The following is a 17,436-nucleotide window of genomic DNA, read 5'->3' on the forward strand; positions in this document are numbered from 1 at the left end:
CACTCACACCGGAGGGGGTCGACGTGTTCGCAATCGGGGGAGGGGGATGGGGACATGGGGGAGGCGTCCGGATGGACGGCGCGGCCACCGTCGTGCACCCGAATCGGCTGTCGCTCAGAGGCTTCCGTGACTCCGGGGGGACGTCAAGGACGGTAAGGCGAAAAATCCGCGGACGGCCTCGGATCCGGCGCGGGATCCCCGCGGGCCGAACGTCCTCGCGTACACCCCGGACCCTCCTCGCGAGCGGGCCGTTCCCGGTGCCCGTACCGCCTGCCCGTTCCAACGGGAGGGGCCCGGCGGAGATCCCGCCGGGCCCCTCTCACACCCGGGTCAGCGCTTGAGGCCGTGCTCGATGGCCTCGATGATCCGCGGCCGCAGCTCCGCCGCGCCGATGATCGCGTCCACCGAGCCCACCTCGACCGCGCGCTGGATGCTGTGCACCCGGTCGAACTCCGCGGCCACCTCGCCGAGCTTCTCGGCCCGCACCGAGGCGCGGACCTCGGCCAGGCTGGTGTTGAGCTCGGCGCGCTCGGCACCGCTGGTCTCGGCCACGCGGTTCTGCAGCTCCACCACGCGCGGGTCGCGCGCGGTGCGGTTGTCGACCTCGCCGGAGAACACCACGGCCGCCGCGGGGGCGCCGCCGAGCACCGAGGCGAACGAGCCCTCCAGGGCCAGCACCGTCATGTTCGGGTTCAGGGCCTTGGAGAACACCACGAACGCGCCGCCGTGGTAGCGGGAGATCACGCAGAACACGATCGGGCCGTCGAAGTTGACGATCGCCCGGCCGATCTCCGCGCCGTACTCCAGCTGCAGGGCCCGCATCGACTCCGGCGAGCCGTCGAACCCGGACAGGTTCGCCAGCACCACCAGCGGCCGGTTCCCCGACGCCGCGTTGATCGCCCGGGCGACCTTCTTGGACGACTTGGGGAACAGCGTGCCCGCGGTGTAGGTGTCCGGGCCGTCGGCCGGCGGGAAGCCGCGCCGCGGCACCGCCCGCGACTCGATGCCGACCAGGCAGACCGGCTGCCCGCCCAGGTGCGCGTCCTGCACCACCGCGGTGTCGGCGTCGGCCATGCCCGCCCAGCGCTCCAGCACCGGGTGGTCCAGGTCCGACAGGGCGCGCATCACCGTGCGGATGTCGAAGGGCTTCTTGCGGTCCGGGTTGTGCTCCGCGGAGAAGATCTCCCCGACCGTGGTGAAGTCGCTGCCCTCGACCCGGTGCGGGTAGACGGACACGTCGCGGTCGACGGGGTCCTCGGTCCGCGCCCGCCGCGGCCGGTCCTCGCCCGGGGCGACGTAGGTGTGCTCGTAGTGCGCCATCAGCACGTCGCGGGCGGCCGGCAGGTCCGGCGCCCAGTACTGCGCCTGGCCGTTGGGGCCCATGACCCGGTCGTGGCCGCCGATGCCGAAGTTGTCCTCGGCGGACACGCCGCCGGAGAAGTCCAGCGACTGCTTGCCGGTGAGCACCATCGCCGAGTCCGGCGTCATCACCAGGATGCCCCGGGTGTGCATGAGCATCGTCGCCTCGGCGTTCCAGTACGGCTGGGCGCCGACGTTGATGCCCGCGACCACGATGTTGATCTCACCGCCGGCCTGGGTGAACTCGACGATGCGCCGGAGCGCGGCCGCCACCCAGTCCATGTTCTCGGTGCCCGAGGACATGGAGATCCGGGCGCCCGCGGACAGGGCGAACCACTCCAGCGGCACCCCCATCCGCTCGGCCAGGTCCAGCGCGGCGATCACCCGCGAGCACTCGGGCTCGGACAGGGCGCCCAGCGCCTTGGTCGGGTCGCCGAACAGCACCACCCGGGTGACGCCCTGCGGGTGCAGCGGGGTGGGGGTGGTGACGACACCGGCCACGATCGCCGCGGTGTTGCCGCCCTTGGGGCGGTCCACCGGGACCAGGTTCCCCTCGGCGTCGAGGTCGTGCTCGACGAAGGTGCCCTCGGGGCCGGTGAGCATGCCGGTCAGCTCGTAGGGGTAGACGGTGCCGCGGCGGGCCGCGCGCAGCACCTTCTGGCGGTAGTCGTCCAGGACCGGCACCGGCTCGGTGGAGGGCCGGTCGATGTGCACCTGCGGACCCCGCGCGGGGTCGAGGGTGATCCGCACCGCGACCTCGGCCAGCTCGCCCGCGGCGTTGCGCTGGCGGGCCACGAACTGGACCTCCTCCAGCCCGGCGCCCTCGGTGGTGGGCAGGATGCGCTGCACCAGGGTGTCGAGCTCCTCCAGGTCGAGCTCGGCCGACGGCCAGACGTACATGAGGATGCGGTTGGTGTCGAACCGCTTGTGCTGGGGCCGCCGAGCCTGGACGTTGCGGATGGCCTCCAGGCAGCCGCTGAGGGTGTCCTCCACCGCGGGCAGCGCGATGAGCCTGCCGTCGGAGTCGCGCAGCGGGGTGAGGTCGCGGACCTGGCTCATCGCGATGAGCCGCTCGTCGGCCGGGTTGCTGCGGGCCACGGCCTGGAACAGGTAGATCTCCTCGTCGGCCGAGGGCAGCCGGGTGAGGTCGAACTCCTGGAGCCGCTGCAGCTGGAGCCGCCGGGCCAGCTGGGGGTGCAGGCCGCGGATCAACCGGTCCTCGGCCAGGCCGCCGTCGGTCGGGCGGAACGTGAAGTGGTGGTGCATCACGGTGCCGCCCGCACCGGCCACGGTGGTGGTGATGCGGCGCACGCCCGCCGGGAGCTCCCGGGCGGCCAGCAGCTCGCCCAGGCGCACGGCCATCGCGTCCACGTCCGGCTGGTCCTCCCAGCCGATGTACAGGTCGGCGACCAGGCCCCGCTCGGGCGCCCCGGCCGCGGCCTCGGCGACGGCCTCCAGCGCGGAGGGCAGGGCGGAGATGTCCACCGCGGTGGTGAACAGGCGGGTGGTGCCCCGCGGGTCGGCGTGGTCGGCGGTGACCGTGCGGCAGCCCGCGGTCTCGCCGACCGAGACCGCGGACAGGCCGCGGTTGCCGTAGTAGCGGCGGGTCAGCACCTCCAGCAGCGGCGCGTGGTCGCGGCCCGGCCGCCCGATCCGCTGCCCGATGAGCCGGACCAGCGGCTCGGACCCGGCGACCATGGCCTGGATGCGCTCGGCGCGGTCCGGGGCGTCGGGGTCGCGGTCCAGGTGGCGCAGGTCGTCGCGGACCGCCGCGTACACCTTGGCGCGGTTGCGGCGCAGCAGCGGCTGGGTGAACCAGCGGAACACGACGCCGCGGGCCAGGTCGGACACGGCCGGGAAGCGGACCTGGGTGGCGGCCACCAGGTGCTCCAGCGTGAGCCCGAACCTCTCGGTGAGGGCCTGGGCGGGCACGTTCCCGGCCAGCCAGGCGCGCAGCAGGCCGGACACGGTCTCGACGTGCGCGGCCATCCGCTGCTGGGTGAGGAAGATCCGGAAGACCGCGTCCTCCAGCTCGGGGGTGCGGTCCAGGCCGGTGACGCCGTAGCGGGCCAGGACGGCGGTGAGGGTGGCCTCGAAGGCCGGGGTGACCGCGGAACGCTCCACGTCCAGGCTCTGCAGGTAGCCGTGGAACAGCTCGCGGGGGCTGTGCACCTGGGCGTCGCGCTCGGCGTCGGACGCCCCGGCGGGCCGGTTGCGGCTCAGCTCGGACAGGTCGGCGAACAGCGCGACCAGCTCCAGCTCGCCCTCGGAGGGACGGTCGCCCAGCTCGGCGCGGGCGGCCAGGTAGCCGGCCAGCACCCGGTCGGCCTCGGCGCGGTCGAAGTCGTAGCCCAGCAGCGCGGCGCGCAGGTCCCGCAGCCCGCGCTCGGCGCGTTCGGCGGCGGTGGGGGCGACGGCCTCGGCGGGCAGGTCGATCTCCACGGCGGAGCCGGAGCCCTGTACGGCGTCCTCGTCCCCGTCGGCCAGGGGCTCCAGGCGCATCAGCGCGGCGCCGGTCTCCACCTGGGCGCCCACGGACACCGGGCACTCGCGGACGCGGGCGCGGAACGGCGCGCGCAGCACCGTCTCCATCTTCATGCTCTCCAGCACCAGGATCGGGGCGCCCGCCTCGACCTCGTCGCCGACCGCCAGCGGGGTGGCGACCACCAGGGCGGGGGCGGGGGAGCGGACCACGCCGCCCTCGTCGAGGCTGATCCGGTGGGTGACGCCGTCGATCTCCACCAGGTGGACCGGGCCGTGCACGGCCGACACCATCCGGTACCGGTGGCCGTTGACCGTGATCCGGCCGCTGTACGCGTCGAAGCGCTCCACCGAGACGTCGGCGGGGTGGACCTCGCCGCCGCCGGAGACGCCGACGCGGAAGCGGTCCGGGCCGGTCCGGGCGACGTGCACCCGGTAGCCGACCCCGCGGAGCTTGAGGTCCAGGGGGCGGCCCGGGTCGTGCTGCACCTGCGGGCGGCCGCCGTGCGCCGTGGACAGCAGCCTGCGGCGGCTCACCTCCTCGGTGTCCAGGTAGGCCTCGATGGCGGCCGCCGCCAGGGCGACCGCGGAGTGCCGGTGGTCGACCAGGCGGCCCTGGGCGCGCACCCGGTCGATCCAGCCGGTGTCGGCGCTCGCGTCGATGACCTCGGGCTGGTCGAGGAGTTCGAGCACGAAGCCCTTGTTGGTGGCGCCGCCCTCGATGACGACGGTGGTCTCGGCCATCGCGCGGCGCAGCCGGGCCAGCGCCTGCTCGCGGTCGCTGCCGTAGGCGATGACCTTGGCGATCATCGAGTCGAAGTCGGCGGGGATCTCGTCGCCCTCCCGCACGCCGGTGTCCACGCGGATGCCGGGGCCGACGGGGAAGCGCAGGTGGGTGATGCGGCCGGGGGAGGGGGCGAAGTCGCGGTCGGGGTCCTCGGCGTTGAGGCGGGCCTCGACGGCGTGGCCCTCCTCGCGGGGCGGGGCGCCCTCGAGGCGGCCGCCGGAGGCCACGTGCAGCTGCAGCCGGACCAGGTCGGTGTCGGTGGTGACCTCGGTGATGGGGTGCTCGACCTGGAGGCGGGTGTTGACCTCCAGGAACGCGAACAGCTTCTCCCCGGGGTGGTACAGGAACTCCACCGTGCAGGCGCCGCGGTAGCCGACGGCGACGGCGAGCCGCTCGGCCGAGGCCTTGAGGTCGGCGATCTGGTCGGGGGCCAGGACGGGGGAGGCGGACTCCTCGATGATCTTCTGGTTGCGGCGCTGCACGGAGCAGTCGCGCACGCCCAGCGCCCAGGCGGTGCCCTGGCCGTCGGCGATGACCTGGACCTCCACGTGTCGGGCGCCGGTGACCAGGCGTTCCAGGAAGACGACACCGGAGCCGAACGCGCGCAGCGCCTCCTGGCCGGTGCGCTCGTAGGCCTCGGCCAGCTCCTCGCCGGAGGACACCTTGCGGATGCCGCGCCCGCCGCCGCCCGCGGTGGCCTTGAGCATCAGCGGGTAGCCGATCTCCTCGCCCGCGCGCAGCGCGTCCTCCAGGGTGGCGACCTCGCCGCGGCTCCACGGGGCGACCGGGACGCCGACCTCCTCGGCGATCAGCTTGGCGCCGATCTTGTCGCCCAGGCGGCGCATCGCGTCCGCGCTGGGGCCGATGAAGGTGACGCCGATCTTCTCGCACAGCTCGGCGAAGGCGGGGTCCTCTGCGACGAAGCCCCAGCCGACCCAGGCGGCGTCGGCGCCGGTCTCCACCAGCGCGCGTTCGAGGACGGCGTGGTCGAGGTAGGGGCGGGCCGCGGCCGGCCCCAGGGAGTAGGCGATGTCGGCCTCGCGCACGAAGGTGGCGTTGCGGTCGGCGTCGGTGTAGAGGGCGACCGTTTCGATCCGTGCCCCCGTTTCGGCGGAAAGCTCCCGGACGGCGTGGATGAGCCGCATCGCGGCCTCTCCACGGTTGACGATGGCGACACGACCGAACACCGGCCGACCTCCCCGATTGTTTGACGACAGAAGGCGACCTCCGGGGTGTGGAGGCCGCCTTTCCTAGCTTGTGCATCTACTCTGCTGGATCGCTCACGGGCATGCGATATTCCGAACCACTCACAGCTGAGGCCGAACCTTGTGGGAACTCCACAAAAGGAACTCCGGTCCCTCTGCTCCACGTGACCGATCCCACCCGGGGGCGTGTCCCGCGCATCGAAGCGGGCGCACGGGCGCCCCGGTGCGGGCGGCGCAGGCCCCCGACCGCCGGGCGCGCCGGCCTCAGGCCGGGACGCCCCCGCGTGCGGAGACCACCGCCCGGCCACGTTCGGACTCGGGGAAGCGGGCGATCATCGCGCGCAGCTCCCCGGCGCCCACGTTCGCGCCGAAGGGCGGGGTGCCCGGCTCCAGGCGCACGCCCGCGGCCAGCGGGCCCGCCACCACCGGGTCGAACCCCAGCGCGTCCACGATGCCCGACACCAGCTCGACATCGGCCGGGTCGTCCCCGGCGACCGCGATCGCCCGGCGACCGGGCGCCCCCGCGGGCAGCGCCCCGTCCTCCAGGTCGTGGTAGCCCATGTGGTTGAACGCCTTGACCACCCGGGACCCCGGCAGGAAGCCCTGGACGATCTCGCTGGAGGAGGTGCGCGGGTCCAGCAGGTCCTCGCGGACCCCGTCCACCTCCCACCAGTAGTTCATCGCGTCGATGACCGGCTTGCCCGCCAGCGCTCCGGCCGGGACCGACCGGTACTTGCCCAGGGGCAGCGCCAGCACGGCCACGTCGGCCCGGCCGGCGGCCTCCTCCGCGGTCACCGCCTCGGCGCCCGGTGCCAGCACGGACACCGTCAGCGCGATTTCGGCGGGGTCGCCCGAACCGGCGATCAGCACCCGGTACCCGGCGGCCAGGGCGAGCCGGGCCAGCACCGTGCCGACCTTGCCCGCGCCCAGGACTCCCAGGACGGGGGCGCCCGTCCGCTCCGTCGTGCCCATGTTCTCCGCCTCTCAGCCTGCGAGGATGTCGCGGACCATCGGGATGACCCGGGTCCCGTACAGCTCGACCGCGCGCATGCGGTCCTTCGCCGGGGTGGACCCGGAGGAGTAGATCAGGTCGAACCGGCCCACGCCCAGGGCCCGGACGGCCGCGGCCACCTTGCGGGCCACGGTCTCTGGCGAGCCGACGTACATCGACCCGTGGGCGATCTCGGACTCGAACTCCTCCGGGCGCAGCGGCGGCCAGCCGCGCTGGGCGCCGATCCGGTCGCGGATGACCTTGTACCGCGGGTAGAAGATCTCCCTGGCCTGCTCGTCGGTGTCGGCGATGAACCCGGGCGAGTGCATCCCCACCGGGTGGGCGGGGGTGCCGAACTGCGCCGCGGCGCGCTCGTACAGCTCGGTGTAGGGCTTGAACCGGGTCGGGGACCCGCCGATGATGGCCAGCATCAGCGGCAGCCCGTGCCGCGCGGTGCGGATGACCGACTGCGGGGACCCGCCGACGCCGACCCAGGTGGGCAGCCTCCCGGACTCGGTCTTGGGGAACACGTCGGCGTTCTCCAGGGGCGCGCGGACGGTGCCGCTCCAGGTCACCGGCTTCTCGTCGAGCAGCTTGACGAAGAGGTCGAGCTTCTCCTCGAACAGCGCGTCGTAGTCGCGCAGGTCGTAGCCGAACAGCGGGAAGGACTCGGTGAACGAGCCGCGGCCCAGGATGACCTCGGCCCGCCCCTGCGACAGGGCGTCCACGGTGGCGAAGCGCTGGAAGACCCGCACCGGGTCGTCGGAGCTGAGCACGGTCACGCCGGAGCCGAGCCTGATCCGGGAGGTGCGCCCGGCGATCCCGGCCAGCACGGTCTCCGGTGTGGAGATGGCGTACTCGGGCCGGTGGTGCTCGCCCAGGGCGATCGCGTCGACGCCGATCTCGTCGGCCAGCACGGCCTCGTCGACGACCTGGCGGATGGCCGCCCCGTAGGAGAGCGGTTCCCCGTTGCCGTCCTCGGGGACGTCGCCGAAGGTGTCGAGTCCGAACAGCAGGTCAGACATGGTTCTCCTCCTCGGCGGGAGGCTTCGGCCCCCGGCCGCATCTTGATTGACGCGTCAATTATGCGATCATATGATTGACGTGTCAATAAGGAGGCCGTGGATGAGCGACGACACACCGGTGCGGCGGCGCAGGCGCCTGCCCACCCGCGAGGAGCTGCGCGACTGGCGCGTGTTCACCGAGACCTCGGACGCCCTGCGCGCCGAGCTGTCCGCGCGCCTGCAGAACGAGACGGGGCTCTCGCCGTCCGACTACCGGGTCCTGCTCGCCCTCTCCGAGGCCGAGGGCGGGCGGCTGCGCTCCTCGGAGCTGGCCGACGCCGTCGAGTGGGAGCGCAGTCGCCTGTCCCACCACCTCAAGCGCATGGAGCGGCGCGGGCTGATCCGCAGAGAGGACTGCGCGGTGGACAACCGGGGCGCCGAGATCGTCCTGGAGGAGGAGGGGGCGAGGGCCTTCCACGGTGCGACCGTCCCGCACCTGACCGCCGTCCGCGAGCTCTTCGTCGACGCCCTCACCCCGGAGCAGGTCGCCGCCGCCGGGGAGATCGCCCGCGCCCTGCGCGCCCACCTGGACGCGCGCCCCGCCTAACCCCTTCTGCGGCCGGGCGGGAGGGCGCGTGCGCCAGGGCCGCCGCCTCCCGCCGGGGGGCGGGGCACGGGAGGTGGCGGGAACGCGTCCGCTCCCCGGGGCCGTCGGCCCCGGGGAGCGGACGGCCCGGTTCAGCCCGCCGCCGCGACGGCCCCGCCGTAGAGTTTCCGCAGCGGGGCGGGGTCGGGTTCCACCACGTGGTCGGTGGTGCCGGTGTCCAGGAGCGCCTCCAGGTACTCCAGGCAGACGTGGTACCCGGTGGCGGTGCGCGCGGCCGCGTCGGGGTCGGGACCGAGCAGGGTGGTGAACGTCAGCAGCGTCCCCCCGTCGGCCTCCGCCGCCTCCCACCGCAGGACGTCGCCGTCCCAGGTCCACTCGAACACCGACGGCGGATCCCACACCCGGATCTCGCCGTGCAGGGGGGCGTCGTCCTCCTCCCCGGCCCCCGTCGGCCAGAAGGGCAGCTCGATCGCGGCCCCCGCGCGGCGCTCGCCGACGATGTCGCAGGGCAGCCAGTGGGCGAGGTGCCCGGACTCGGTGATCGCCTCCCAGACCTTCGGGCGGCCGTGCGCGAACCCGCGCCGGAAGCGCAGCTCCCAGCCGTCGTCCGTCCGGCGCACGGCGGCGGCCCGCTCGTCGGTGTCCATTGCTTCCTCCCCGGTGTCGCGTGTTCTCGGAACGCCTCGGTCCCTACCGCCCGAGCTGCTGGACCAGCCCGAGGAGGTGGCCCTCCGGGCTCTCGAAGTCGGACCAGGCCAGCGCGCCCTCGATCTCCTGGCGCTCGCCGGTCCCGATGCCCGCGTCCGCGAGGCGGCTCCGCTCGGCGTCCAGGTCCCCGACCCCGAGCAGGACCTTGGCCCCGGCCCGTTCGGCGTCCTCGTCGCCCGTGGTCAGCAGCAGGCTCACCCCGTCGCGCAGGTCGAACTCGACGTCGGTGGGGGAGGGCTCGCCGGACGGGCCGTGCCCCAGGACACGGGTGTACCAGGCGGTGGCCGCCTGGAGGTCCCTGACCGGAAGGTCGACGATCACCAGGGCGGGCTTCAGGCCGTCGGCCATGGGTGCCTCGTTTCCGTTCGGTTCGTCGGGGGGCGGAGCCGGGCTCCGTGTCTTCAAACTAACATTCTTCGTACATCCATTCGAAGGATTCCCGGGGGAACGGAGTGTCGCCGACCGGGCCGGGACCGGCGCCGCGGTCCCGCCCGGGGCCGGTTCAGGCGGCGGCGTCGAGGCGGGCGCGCTGGTCCTCGGTGAGTTCCAGGTCGAGGGCGCCCAGGCTCTCCTCCAGCTGCTCCACGGAGGAGGCGCCCACCAGCGGGATGACGGGCAGCTCGTGGCCGATCTGCCAGGCCAGGACCACCTGGTTGGGGGTGGCGCCGGTCTCGGCCGCGACCTCCCCCAGGACCGCGAGCCGGGCCGCGGTGCCCGGGTGGTCGTAGTCGCGGGGCAGCGGCTTGTCGGCGCGGGTGTAGGCGCCGCTGAGCAGCGGGGTGTAGGCGACCAGGGTCAGGCCCGGCTCGGCCTCCAGGTAGGTGAGCAGGTCCGGGCCCGCGCCGCCGATGTTGCCGTACCGGCACAGCGGGTCGCCGATGTCGGTGCGCGGCCGCAGGTAGCTGTGCTGGTACTGGAGCACCTCGTAGCCGGGCAGGCCCGCGGCGGCGGCCAGGGCGCGGGCGCGCTCCACACGCCAGACGGAGTGGTTGCTCACCCCCAGCATCCCCACCGAGCCCTCCTTCACCAGCTCGGCGAAGCCCTCGACGGTCTCCTCCAGCGGCGTGCCCCGGTCCTCGATGTGCGCGTACAGCAGGTCGATCCGCTCCAGGCCCAGGCGCTCGCGGCTGGCCTCGGAGGATTCGCGGATGGTCCGGGCCGACAGCCCCTCGGCGTTGTCGGTGTAGCTCGTCCCCGGGGCGAGCGGGCGGGCGCCGAGCTTGGTGGCGATGAAGAGCTCGTCGCCGACGCCTCGGCTGCGCCGCCAGCGGCCGATCAGCTCCTCGCTCTGGCCGCCCTGGTCCCCGTTCTCCCAGAACGCGTAGTTGTTCGAGGTGTCCAGGAAGGTGCCGCCGGCCTCGGCGTAGCGGTCCAGGATGGCGAAGGACGTCTTCTCGTCGGTGCGCGTTCCCATGAGCATGGTGCCCAGGGCGAGGGCGCTCACCTCGCGCCGGGTGTCGGGGCCGGTGCCGATGGTGCGCTGACGCATGGGGGTTCCTCCCGTTCGCGGCCCGCTCTCCGCGGGCCCTGGAACAGGAGTCTGCGACCTGGAGCGCACTCCAGGTCAAGCCCCCGGGCCGATGTCACCCGGCGCGAGGAGGCGGCCGGTCCGAGCGCCTTCAGCGCTCGCGGCCGTGGGCGGCCACCGCCAGCGGGCAGAACACCGCCACCAGTCCCGCGGACCAGGCCAGGGAGGCGGCGATCGACGACCCGGCCGGGGTGCCGGTGAGCAGCGCCCGGCAGGCGTCCATCACCCGGGTCACCGGGTTGACCTCCGCCCAGGCCCGCAGCCAGTCCGGCAGGGTGTCCACCGGCGCGGCCAGGCTGGTGCCCAGCAGCAGCGGCAGGAACGCGACGAACGCGATCGCCAGCACGGTCCCCTCGCCGCGCACCAGCACGCCCAGGAACACCGTCACCCAGCTCAGCGCGAACCCGAACCCCATGGCCAGCGCGGCCGCCGCCAGCGCCGAGCCGGCGTCGGTGGTGACCCGGAACCCCAGGAGGGCCCCGATCGCGAACAGCAGCGCCACCGCCAGCGCGTACCGCACCACGTCCGCCAGCACCGACCCCCACAGCGGGGCGGAGCGCCCGATGGGCAGGCTGCGGAACCGGTCGTACACGCCCTTGCGGCGGTCGACGTTGATGCTCACCCCGCTGGCGAGCATCCCCGACAGGCCCGCGCCCATCACCAGCACCCCGGGGAAGAGGTACTGGAGGTAGTCGCCGGTGGACCCGGACACCGAACCGCCGAAGAGGTACACGAACAGCACCATGAACAGCGACGGGGTGACGACCCCGTTGACGATCGCCCCCGGGTCGCGGACGGACCGGGCCAGGCCGCGCCGGGCCAGCAGCAGGCTGTGCCGGACCAGGGCGCCGGGCCGCGGGGGTGCCGCGGTGGGCGCGGCCGCCGGAGGGACGGCCGAAGGGGTGAGGGAAGGGGTGTTCATGCGGCGGGCTCCTCGTCCCGGTGGCGGGCGTCCCCGGTCAGGGCGAAGAACACCTCGTCCAGGCTCGGCAGGTGCAGGGAGAACTCGATCACGGGCACGTTCCGGGCGCGCAGCCCCTCGGCCACCCGCCAGGCGGTGTCGGCGTCCTCCACGGGCGCAGACAGGGCGGTCCGCCCGGTCCGCTCGGGGGCGCGGCCGGTGACGGAGGCCAGGACCGCGGCGGCCGCGTCCATGTGGTCCGGGCCGCCCGGGCGCACGGACACCGCCTGGCCGCCCACCACGCGCTTGAGCTCGGCGGGCGTGCCCTGGGCGATCACCCTGCCGCGGTCGATGATGCGGACGTCATCGGCCAGCGCGTCGGCCTCCTCCAGGTACTGCGTGGTCAGCAGCACCGTCGCCCCCTCGGCGGTGACCTCGCGGACCATCCGCCACAGCTCCTCGCGCCGCCCCGGGTCGAGCCCGGTGGTGGGCTCGTCCAGGAACACCACCCGGGGCCGACCCACCAGGCTCGCGGCCAGGTCCAGCCGCCGCCGCATCCCGCCGGAGTAGCCGGAGACGGGCCGGTCGGCGTCCCCGGCCAGGCCGAACCGCTCCAGCAGTTCGGCGGCGCGGGCCCGGGCCGCGCCCCGGCGCAGGTCGAGCAGGCGGCCGATGAGCTCCAGGTTGCCCCGCCCGGTGAGCTCCTCGTCCACGGTGGCGCTCTGCCCGGCCAGGCCGATGAGCCGCCGCACCCGGGCGGCCTCGCGCACCACGTCGAACCCGCCCACGCGGGCGCTCCCCGCGTCCGGGCGGGCGAGGGTGGCCAGGATGCGCACGGCGGTGGTCTTGCCCGCGCCGTTGGGGCCGAGCACGGCCAGCACCGTGCCCGGGGCGGCGGACAGGTCCACGCCGTCCAGGGCGACGGTCTTCCCGAAGCGTTTGACCAGGCCCTCGGCCTGGAACGCGGGTTCCTCCACGGCTCCGCCTCCTTTCAGATGATGACAACATTCGGATGATGAGAGTATCTGAATGCTGCGGGCATCTCAACGTAGGATGGGTGGACGCCACCAGACACGGGGGAGGGGCATGGTCCGGCTCACGAGGGCGCAGCAGCAGGCCCGCAACCGCGCGCGGGTGCTGGCCGCCGCAGCGGAGGAGTTCGCCGAGAGGGGGTTCCACGACGCCAGGATCGACGGCATCGCCGCCCGGGCCGACCTCACCCGCGGGGCGGTGTACTCCAACTTCCCGGGCAAGCGCGCCCTGTACTTCTCGGTGCTGGCCGACGCCGCCGAACGCTCCGACCCCGCCCGCGACCCGTCCCGGCCCCCCGCGGACGCCCCCGGCCCCGCCGACCCGGCGGCCGCGCTGGGGGCCTTCGCCCGGGCCCGGCTCGCCCGCGTCCCGCTCACCGGGTCCGACGAGCCGCTGGGCACCGCGGCCGGGCTCACCCCGGAAGTGCTCTCCGACGCCCCGGTGCGCGGCCTCTTCGCGCAGCTGGTCAGGGTGGAGGCCGTCCTGCTCGCCCTGTCCCTGGAGGCCCTGGCCGGTGACGGCCGCCGCCGGGTCCGGCAGGCGCGGGCCGTCCTCACCGTGCTCCACGGCGCCGAGCGCACCGCCGCCGTCGCCCCGGGCACGGTGGACCCCTTCACCGTCATCCGGACCTGTGAGCACCTGGCGGGGCTGGACCTGGACGACCCCGAGCCGCCCCACCTGGCCCACATCGGCCCGGCCGAGCCCGCCGACGACCCCTGGGAGCCCCCCGAGGCGGTCGACCCGGCCACCGGCGAGCGGGTCGGGGTCGGCGCCGACGGCGTGGTGGCCGTCCTGGGGCCGGGCCGCCTGGAGGCCGTCGAGGACGCGCTGCGCGCCGCAGCCGACACCGACGCGGTCACCGCGGTCCTGGCCACCGACGACCCCGCCGAGCACGGGCCGCTGCTGCACGCCTTCCTGGCGGACCTGTACCGCCACCTGGCCGCGGCCTTCCCCGCCCGCGCCGTCCCCCGGGCGCGGCTGGTCCTGGACGCCGCCGGCGCCGTGGCGGCCGCGGTCGGGACGGCCGCGGCGGAGGACACCGAGGCCGCGGTGCGCGTCGGCGGCGGCCGGATCACCGCCCGCGCCGCCGGCCGCGGCGCGGCCCACGCCGTGGCCGCCGCCCGCACCCCGGCCGGGTCCTGACCGCCCGGGGCGGCGGCCCCGCCCGGGACCGCCGCCCCGGAGGCGCCGCTCACCCCCGCCCGGTATCGCCGCCGAGGGCCCGCAGGACGCGGGCGCGTTCGGGGTCCACGCCGCGGGCGCGCAGGCGGGCGGCCTCGGCGGGGGCGAACCCCGCCACCGCCCACGCGGCGACCTCGCCGCGCGGGACGCCCGCGTCCCACCACGCGCGCAGCAGCTCCACCGCGTCGGCACCGAGGGAGCGGGCCTCGGCGGCCGTGAACCCCAGCTCGCGCAGGATCAGCGCCCGCGCCGGGTCGATCCCGGCCCGGGCCCAGGGCACCGCTTCCGGCCCGGCCCAGCCGGTGTCGGCGAAGGGGCGCGCGGCGGCCGGACCGATCCCGGCGGCCAGCAGCGCCCCCATCGCCTCGGCGCCCCCGTCCTCCGGGGAGGGGGCCGGGGAACCGCGCAGCAGCCGGCGCAGCAGCCGGCGCACCGCGCTCCGCGGGTGCGGGCGCTCGCCCGCCAGGTGCCGCTCGGCCGCCTCCGCGTGCGAGTACCCCAGCTCGTGCCAGCGCACCGCCTCCCGCGGTGCCATCCCGGCCCGCAGCAGGGGCCGCACCGTGTACGGGGTCAGCCCGGCCGTACGCCAGGACAGGGCGGGGCCGGGCCGGTACACCCCCGCGGTCCGCCACCGGTCGGCGTCGGCCAGCGCGAACCCTGCGCCGATCCACCGGCGGGCCTCGCCCACCTCGTAGCCGCGCGCGGTCCACTCGTGCAGGTCCTCCGGCCGTTCCGGGCCGTCGGGGTCGGACAACGTCTCCACGGGATGTCCCCTCTCTTCTAGTCCACGTCCCCGGGCAGCGGCACCACGTGCGCCCACGCGGGCGGTTCCGGAGCAGCGCCCCCGCCGACCAGGCCGACGACCACCGGCATCCGGGGCGGCGCGTCCGGCCACGGCGTGTCCCCGTCCGTGAGCACCAGCACCAGGTCCGGGCGCAGGCCCGCGGCCGCGGCGATCCCCTCGCGCAGATCGGTGCCGCCCCCGCCGACCAGCCGCACCTCCTCCACCCGGCGCACCGTCTGCACCGGGTGGGCGTGCCGGTCGCAGCAGATCACCCGCAGCCGCCGGCGGCCGCAGGCGCGCTCCAGCACCCCGGCGGCCTCCGACACCAGCAGCCGCAGCACCGCGTCGCCGACGCTGCCCGAGGTGTCCACCACGACCGCCACGTCGGGTACGGGCGCGGCCGTCGCGGGCAGCAGCACCCGGCCGTGCGGCCCCGGCGGCCCCTGCCTGCGCGCGGGCCTGCGGTAGGTGAAGTCCACCCGCCCCGCGCCGTGGTACACCCCGCGCCGCAGGACCGCCCCCAGCCGGGCCCGCCAGTCCACCGCGGGCCGCATCCGCTCCCGCGCCCAGCGCTCCCAGCCGCCCGGGACGTCCGAGCGCGCGGCGGCCCGCGCGACGATGTCGCGGGCCAGCGCCGCTTCCAGCACCGCGCGTTCCACATCGGACAGGGCGCCGCCGCCGGGGAGCTCGTAGGACCTCGCCAGTCCGTCCGCCGAACGGCCGCAGTCCACCAGCGCGGCCACCGGCCGTCCGCCGCGCGCCTGTGCCTCGTCCAGCACCTCGATCTCCGACAGGTACTCCTCGGCCAGCCGCCCCGGGGGCAGGCCCAGGGCCCGGGGCGAGACCACGCCGGCGGGGGCCTCCAGCCCGGCCGCCTCCAGGTCGTCGTTGACCTCGGCGTCGGCGGCCCGGTTCCACCGCCGGGCCGCCGGATCGCCGGGACCCGCGGCCCCCTCCGGGGCGCGGTCGGCGTGGCGGCGCACCAGGTGACCCACACCGTGCAGCAGCCACCACCCGAACTCCCGCACCGGCACGGCCAGCGCGGTCCCGGGGTCGATGTGGACCCGCCAGCCCGGGTCGGTCGGAAAGGCGCGGAAGTCGGGGTCGGGGACGGGCTCCCCGGTCTCCTCGTCCCGGCGCGGCTCCAGCACGACCGGGGTGAGCGAGAACAGGGCGTGGGCCAGGTAGGGCGCCTGGGCGGCCGCCCACAGGCGGGCCGCGGCGAACCGGTCGGCGGTCCGCGCCGCGTGGTCGTTCACGCCGCCTCCCCGGGCATGAGCCCGGCCGCGCGCAGCACCGGGGCCAGTTCCAGCAGCGCCGCGGGCGGGACCGCCCCCGCCGGCCTGCGGGCCGCCAGGTCGCGCGCCGCCGCGGCCGCCACGTCCGGCACGTCCCGGGAGACGCGGGCGACCACCTCCCAGGCCCGCTCCCACGCGGGGGCGCCGCCGTCGGCCGCCACGTGGGCGACCAGGGCGCCCAGCAGGGCGTGCAGCCGGTCGGCCCGGTCCGGCAGCGGCAGGCCGGGGTCGGCCAGGAGGCTCTCGGGCGAGGGCAGGTCCAGGGTGCGCAGCCACGACAGCACTTCGAACCCGGCGGCCTCGCCCACCGCGCCCGTCACCAGGGCGGCCACCGCCGCCTCCACCTCCGGTGCCCCGGGGTTGGCCCGTCCGGCGGCCAGCGCCAGCGCGGCCGCCTCCCAGCTGCGCGGGCTGGGCCATCCCCGGCCCGCGGCGGCCGGGTCGCCGGGAACGGCGAGCACCAGCTCGGGGCGCACCCGCAGGAACGCCCCCACCGCCGAGCGGGCCGCCGCGGCCTGCTCCGCGCCCGGCGCCACCACGTCCGCGGCGCCGGAGGCGGGGAACCCGTGCGCGAACCCCGCGGCGATCTCGGCGGCGGACACCTCCCGGTCCAGGTGGACCAGGCGGTTGGCCAGCGGGGCCGACAGCTCCCAGCCGTCGGCGGCCAGACCGGGCGGGTTGGCCGCGGCCACGATCCGCACCCCGGCGGGCAGCACGAGGTCGCCGACGGTGCGCTCCAGCAGGACGCGCAGCATCGCGGCCTGCACGGCGGGCGGCGCGGTGGTCAGCTCGTCCAGGAAGAGCAGGCCCTCCCCGGCCGCGGCCAGCCGCTCGGCCCAGCGGGGCGGGGCGAACCGGGTGCCGCCCTCGTGCACCACGGGCAGGCCGGAGAAGTCCCCCGGCTCGCGGACGGAGCCGACGACCACCTCCACGGGCAGGTCCAGCTCGCGCCCCAGGGCGAGCACGGACGCGGTCTTGCCGGTGCCGGGGGCGCCCCACAGCAGGACCGGCAGGTTCGCGCGCACGGCCAGGGCGAGCGCGGTGCGGGTGCGGGCGGTGTCCTTCACGGGGTCCTCCGGGGCCGGGTGCGAATGCGTGGCGGGGGCCGCGGACGGCCCCGACATGAGTCAACTTAGGTTGACTCCCCGGACAAGTCAACCCCGGTTGACTTCCGTCGGGCGGCCGCGCCCCCGCTCACGGCCCCGGCGGCTGGATTGCGCGGTCTCCGAACCGGGGTAGCGTGGAGGGCGGAGGCGTCCCCCGCGACGGGGCCTGCGCCCCAGCCCGTGAGGAGACGTTCAGTGACACGCACCGGTGCCGACGGGCCCCTGCTCAAGTGCTCGTTCTGCGGCAAGGACCAGAGTGAGGTCCGCAGGCTCATCGCGGGCCCCGGCCATATCTGCATCTGCGACGAGTGCGTCGGCCTGTGCAACGAGATCATGGAGGAGGAGGACGCCGTCCTCCCCGCCGAGGACTCCTGGGATGCGTTGCCCAAGCCGCGGGAGATCTACGAGTTCCTGGATTCGTATGTGATCGGGCAGGAGCAGGCGAAGAAGGCGTTGTCGGTGG

Annotated in this window: 14 protein-coding genes; 3 read left to right on the plus strand and 11 right to left on the minus strand. The window is 75.6% G+C overall.

The features are described 5' to 3' along the window. Positions 1 to 330 precede the first annotated feature (330 nt). The 3 genes from ACFVNO_RS22785 to ACFVNO_RS22795 all read right to left on the minus strand — a co-directional run bounded on the left by ACFVNO_RS22785 (position 331) and on the right by ACFVNO_RS22795 (position 7,848). Positions 331 to 5,814: a carboxyl transferase domain-containing protein gene (locus tag ACFVNO_RS22785; RefSeq protein ID WP_378895538.1), complete on the minus strand. Its 5,484-nt coding sequence runs from the start codon at positions 5,812 to 5,814 to the stop codon at positions 331 to 333. A 282-nt stretch (positions 5,815 to 6,096) separates the two neighbouring features. After that, the gene (locus ACFVNO_RS22790; protein ID WP_378895541.1) at positions 6,097 to 6,804 is read right to left on the minus strand and encodes an NADPH-dependent F420 reductase; all 708 of its coding nucleotides are present in this window, start codon (positions 6,802 to 6,804) and stop codon (positions 6,097 to 6,099) included. Between the two features lie 12 nt (positions 6,805 to 6,816). Continuing rightward, positions 6,817 to 7,848, minus strand: coding sequence for an LLM class flavin-dependent oxidoreductase (locus ACFVNO_RS22795; protein WP_220560112.1), 1,032 nt, complete (start codon positions 7,846 to 7,848; stop codon positions 6,817 to 6,819). Between the two features lie 100 nt (positions 7,849 to 7,948). Between ACFVNO_RS22795 and ACFVNO_RS22800 the strand changes: the two genes are divergently transcribed. Further along, on the plus strand, positions 7,949 to 8,434 hold the full coding sequence (locus tag ACFVNO_RS22800) for a MarR family transcriptional regulator (protein WP_355268552.1): 486 nt from the start codon (positions 7,949 to 7,951) through the stop codon (positions 8,432 to 8,434). A 131-nt stretch (positions 8,435 to 8,565) separates the two neighbouring features. On the opposite strand, the gene ACFVNO_RS22805 is transcribed toward ACFVNO_RS22800, so the two are convergent. The 5 genes from ACFVNO_RS22805 to ACFVNO_RS22825 form a co-directional block, all read right to left on the minus strand. Continuing rightward, on the minus strand, positions 8,566 to 9,081 hold the full coding sequence (locus tag ACFVNO_RS22805; RefSeq protein WP_355268549.1) for an SRPBCC domain-containing protein: 516 nt from the start codon (positions 9,079 to 9,081) through the stop codon (positions 8,566 to 8,568). Between the two features lie 43 nt (positions 9,082 to 9,124). Continuing rightward, the gene (locus ACFVNO_RS22810; protein ID WP_378895544.1) at positions 9,125 to 9,490 is read right to left on the minus strand and encodes a VOC family protein; all 366 of its coding nucleotides are present in this window, start codon (positions 9,488 to 9,490) and stop codon (positions 9,125 to 9,127) included. Between the two features lie 154 nt (positions 9,491 to 9,644). After that, positions 9,645 to 10,631, minus strand: coding sequence for an aldo/keto reductase (locus ACFVNO_RS22815; protein ID WP_355268543.1), 987 nt, complete (start codon positions 10,629 to 10,631; stop codon positions 9,645 to 9,647). Positions 10,632 to 10,761: 130 nt separating this feature from the next. Next, a complete protein-coding gene (locus tag ACFVNO_RS22820) occupies positions 10,762 to 11,592 on the minus strand; it encodes an ABC transporter permease (RefSeq protein WP_378895546.1) in 831 nt (276 codons plus the stop codon). After that, on the minus strand, positions 11,589 to 12,548 hold the full coding sequence (locus ACFVNO_RS22825; protein ID WP_378895548.1) for an ATP-binding cassette domain-containing protein: 960 nt from the start codon (positions 12,546 to 12,548) through the stop codon (positions 11,589 to 11,591). The genes ACFVNO_RS22820 and ACFVNO_RS22825 overlap by 4 nt, the downstream gene beginning before the upstream one ends. A 109-nt stretch (positions 12,549 to 12,657) precedes the next feature. On the opposite strand from ACFVNO_RS22825, the gene ACFVNO_RS22830 reads away from it, so the two are divergent. Continuing rightward, positions 12,658 to 13,746 carry a TetR/AcrR family transcriptional regulator gene (locus ACFVNO_RS22830; protein ID WP_355268534.1) on the plus strand — a complete coding sequence of 363 codons (1,089 nt, stop codon included), beginning with the start codon at positions 12,658 to 12,660 and terminating at the stop codon, positions 13,744 to 13,746. A 49-nt stretch (positions 13,747 to 13,795) separates the two neighbouring features. Here the strand turns inward: ACFVNO_RS22830 and ACFVNO_RS22835 are convergent, their stop codons facing one another. Genes ACFVNO_RS22835 through ACFVNO_RS22845 form a run of 3 tightly spaced genes read right to left on the minus strand, consistent with a single transcriptional unit; the run spans position 13,796 to position 16,934 of the window. Further along, positions 13,796 to 14,548: a hypothetical protein gene (locus ACFVNO_RS22835; protein ID WP_355268531.1), complete on the minus strand. Its 753-nt coding sequence runs from the start codon at positions 14,546 to 14,548 to the stop codon at positions 13,796 to 13,798. Positions 14,549 to 14,565: 17 nt separating this feature from the next. After that, complete coding sequence (locus ACFVNO_RS22840; RefSeq protein ID WP_378895551.1) at positions 14,566 to 15,828, minus strand: VWA-like domain-containing protein; 1,263 nt, start codon at positions 15,826 to 15,828, stop codon at positions 14,566 to 14,568. Then, positions 15,825 to 16,934: an ATP-binding protein gene (locus ACFVNO_RS22845; protein WP_378895553.1), complete on the minus strand. Its 1,110-nt coding sequence runs from the start codon at positions 16,932 to 16,934 to the stop codon at positions 15,825 to 15,827. The genes ACFVNO_RS22840 and ACFVNO_RS22845 overlap by 4 nt, the downstream gene beginning before the upstream one ends. Positions 16,935 to 17,168: 234 nt before the next feature. On the opposite strand from ACFVNO_RS22845, the gene ACFVNO_RS22850 reads away from it, so the two are divergent. Beyond that, positions 17,169 to 17,436 (plus strand): ClpX C4-type zinc finger protein (locus tag ACFVNO_RS22850; RefSeq protein WP_355268522.1); only part of this gene is annotated, 268 nt, incomplete at its 3' end.

This window comes from Nocardiopsis sp. NPDC057823 (assembly GCF_042797335.1).
In the GTDB taxonomy this organism is placed as follows: domain Bacteria; phylum Actinomycetota; class Actinomycetes; order Streptosporangiales; family Streptosporangiaceae; genus Nocardiopsis; species Nocardiopsis changdeensis.

Bases quoted from the DNA above. Each gene is read 5' to 3' on its own strand.
- ACFVNO_RS22795 (WP_220560112.1), bottom strand. From the start codon at position 7,848: ATGTCTGACCTGCTGTTCGGACTCGACACCTTCGGCGACGTCCCCGAG.
- ACFVNO_RS22810 (WP_378895544.1), bottom strand. From the start codon at position 9,490: ATGGCCGACGGCCTGAAGCCCGCCCTGGTGATCGTCGACCTTCCGGTC.
- ACFVNO_RS22820 (WP_378895546.1), bottom strand. From the start codon at position 11,592: ATGAACACCCCTTCCCTCACCCCTTCGGCCGTCCCTCCGGCGGCCGCG.
- ACFVNO_RS22805 (WP_355268549.1), bottom strand. From the start codon at position 9,081: ATGGACACCGACGAGCGGGCCGCCGCCGTGCGCCGGACGGACGACGGC.
- ACFVNO_RS22815 (WP_355268543.1), bottom strand. From the start codon at position 10,631: ATGCGTCAGCGCACCATCGGCACCGGCCCCGACACCCGGCGCGAGGTG.
- ACFVNO_RS22790 (WP_378895541.1), bottom strand. From the start codon at position 6,804: ATGGGCACGACGGAGCGGACGGGCGCCCCCGTCCTGGGAGTCCTGGGC.
- ACFVNO_RS22830 (WP_355268534.1), top strand. From the start codon at position 12,658: ATGGTCCGGCTCACGAGGGCGCAGCAGCAGGCCCGCAACCGCGCGCGG.
- ACFVNO_RS22800 (WP_355268552.1), top strand. From the start codon at position 7,949: ATGAGCGACGACACACCGGTGCGGCGGCGCAGGCGCCTGCCCACCCGC.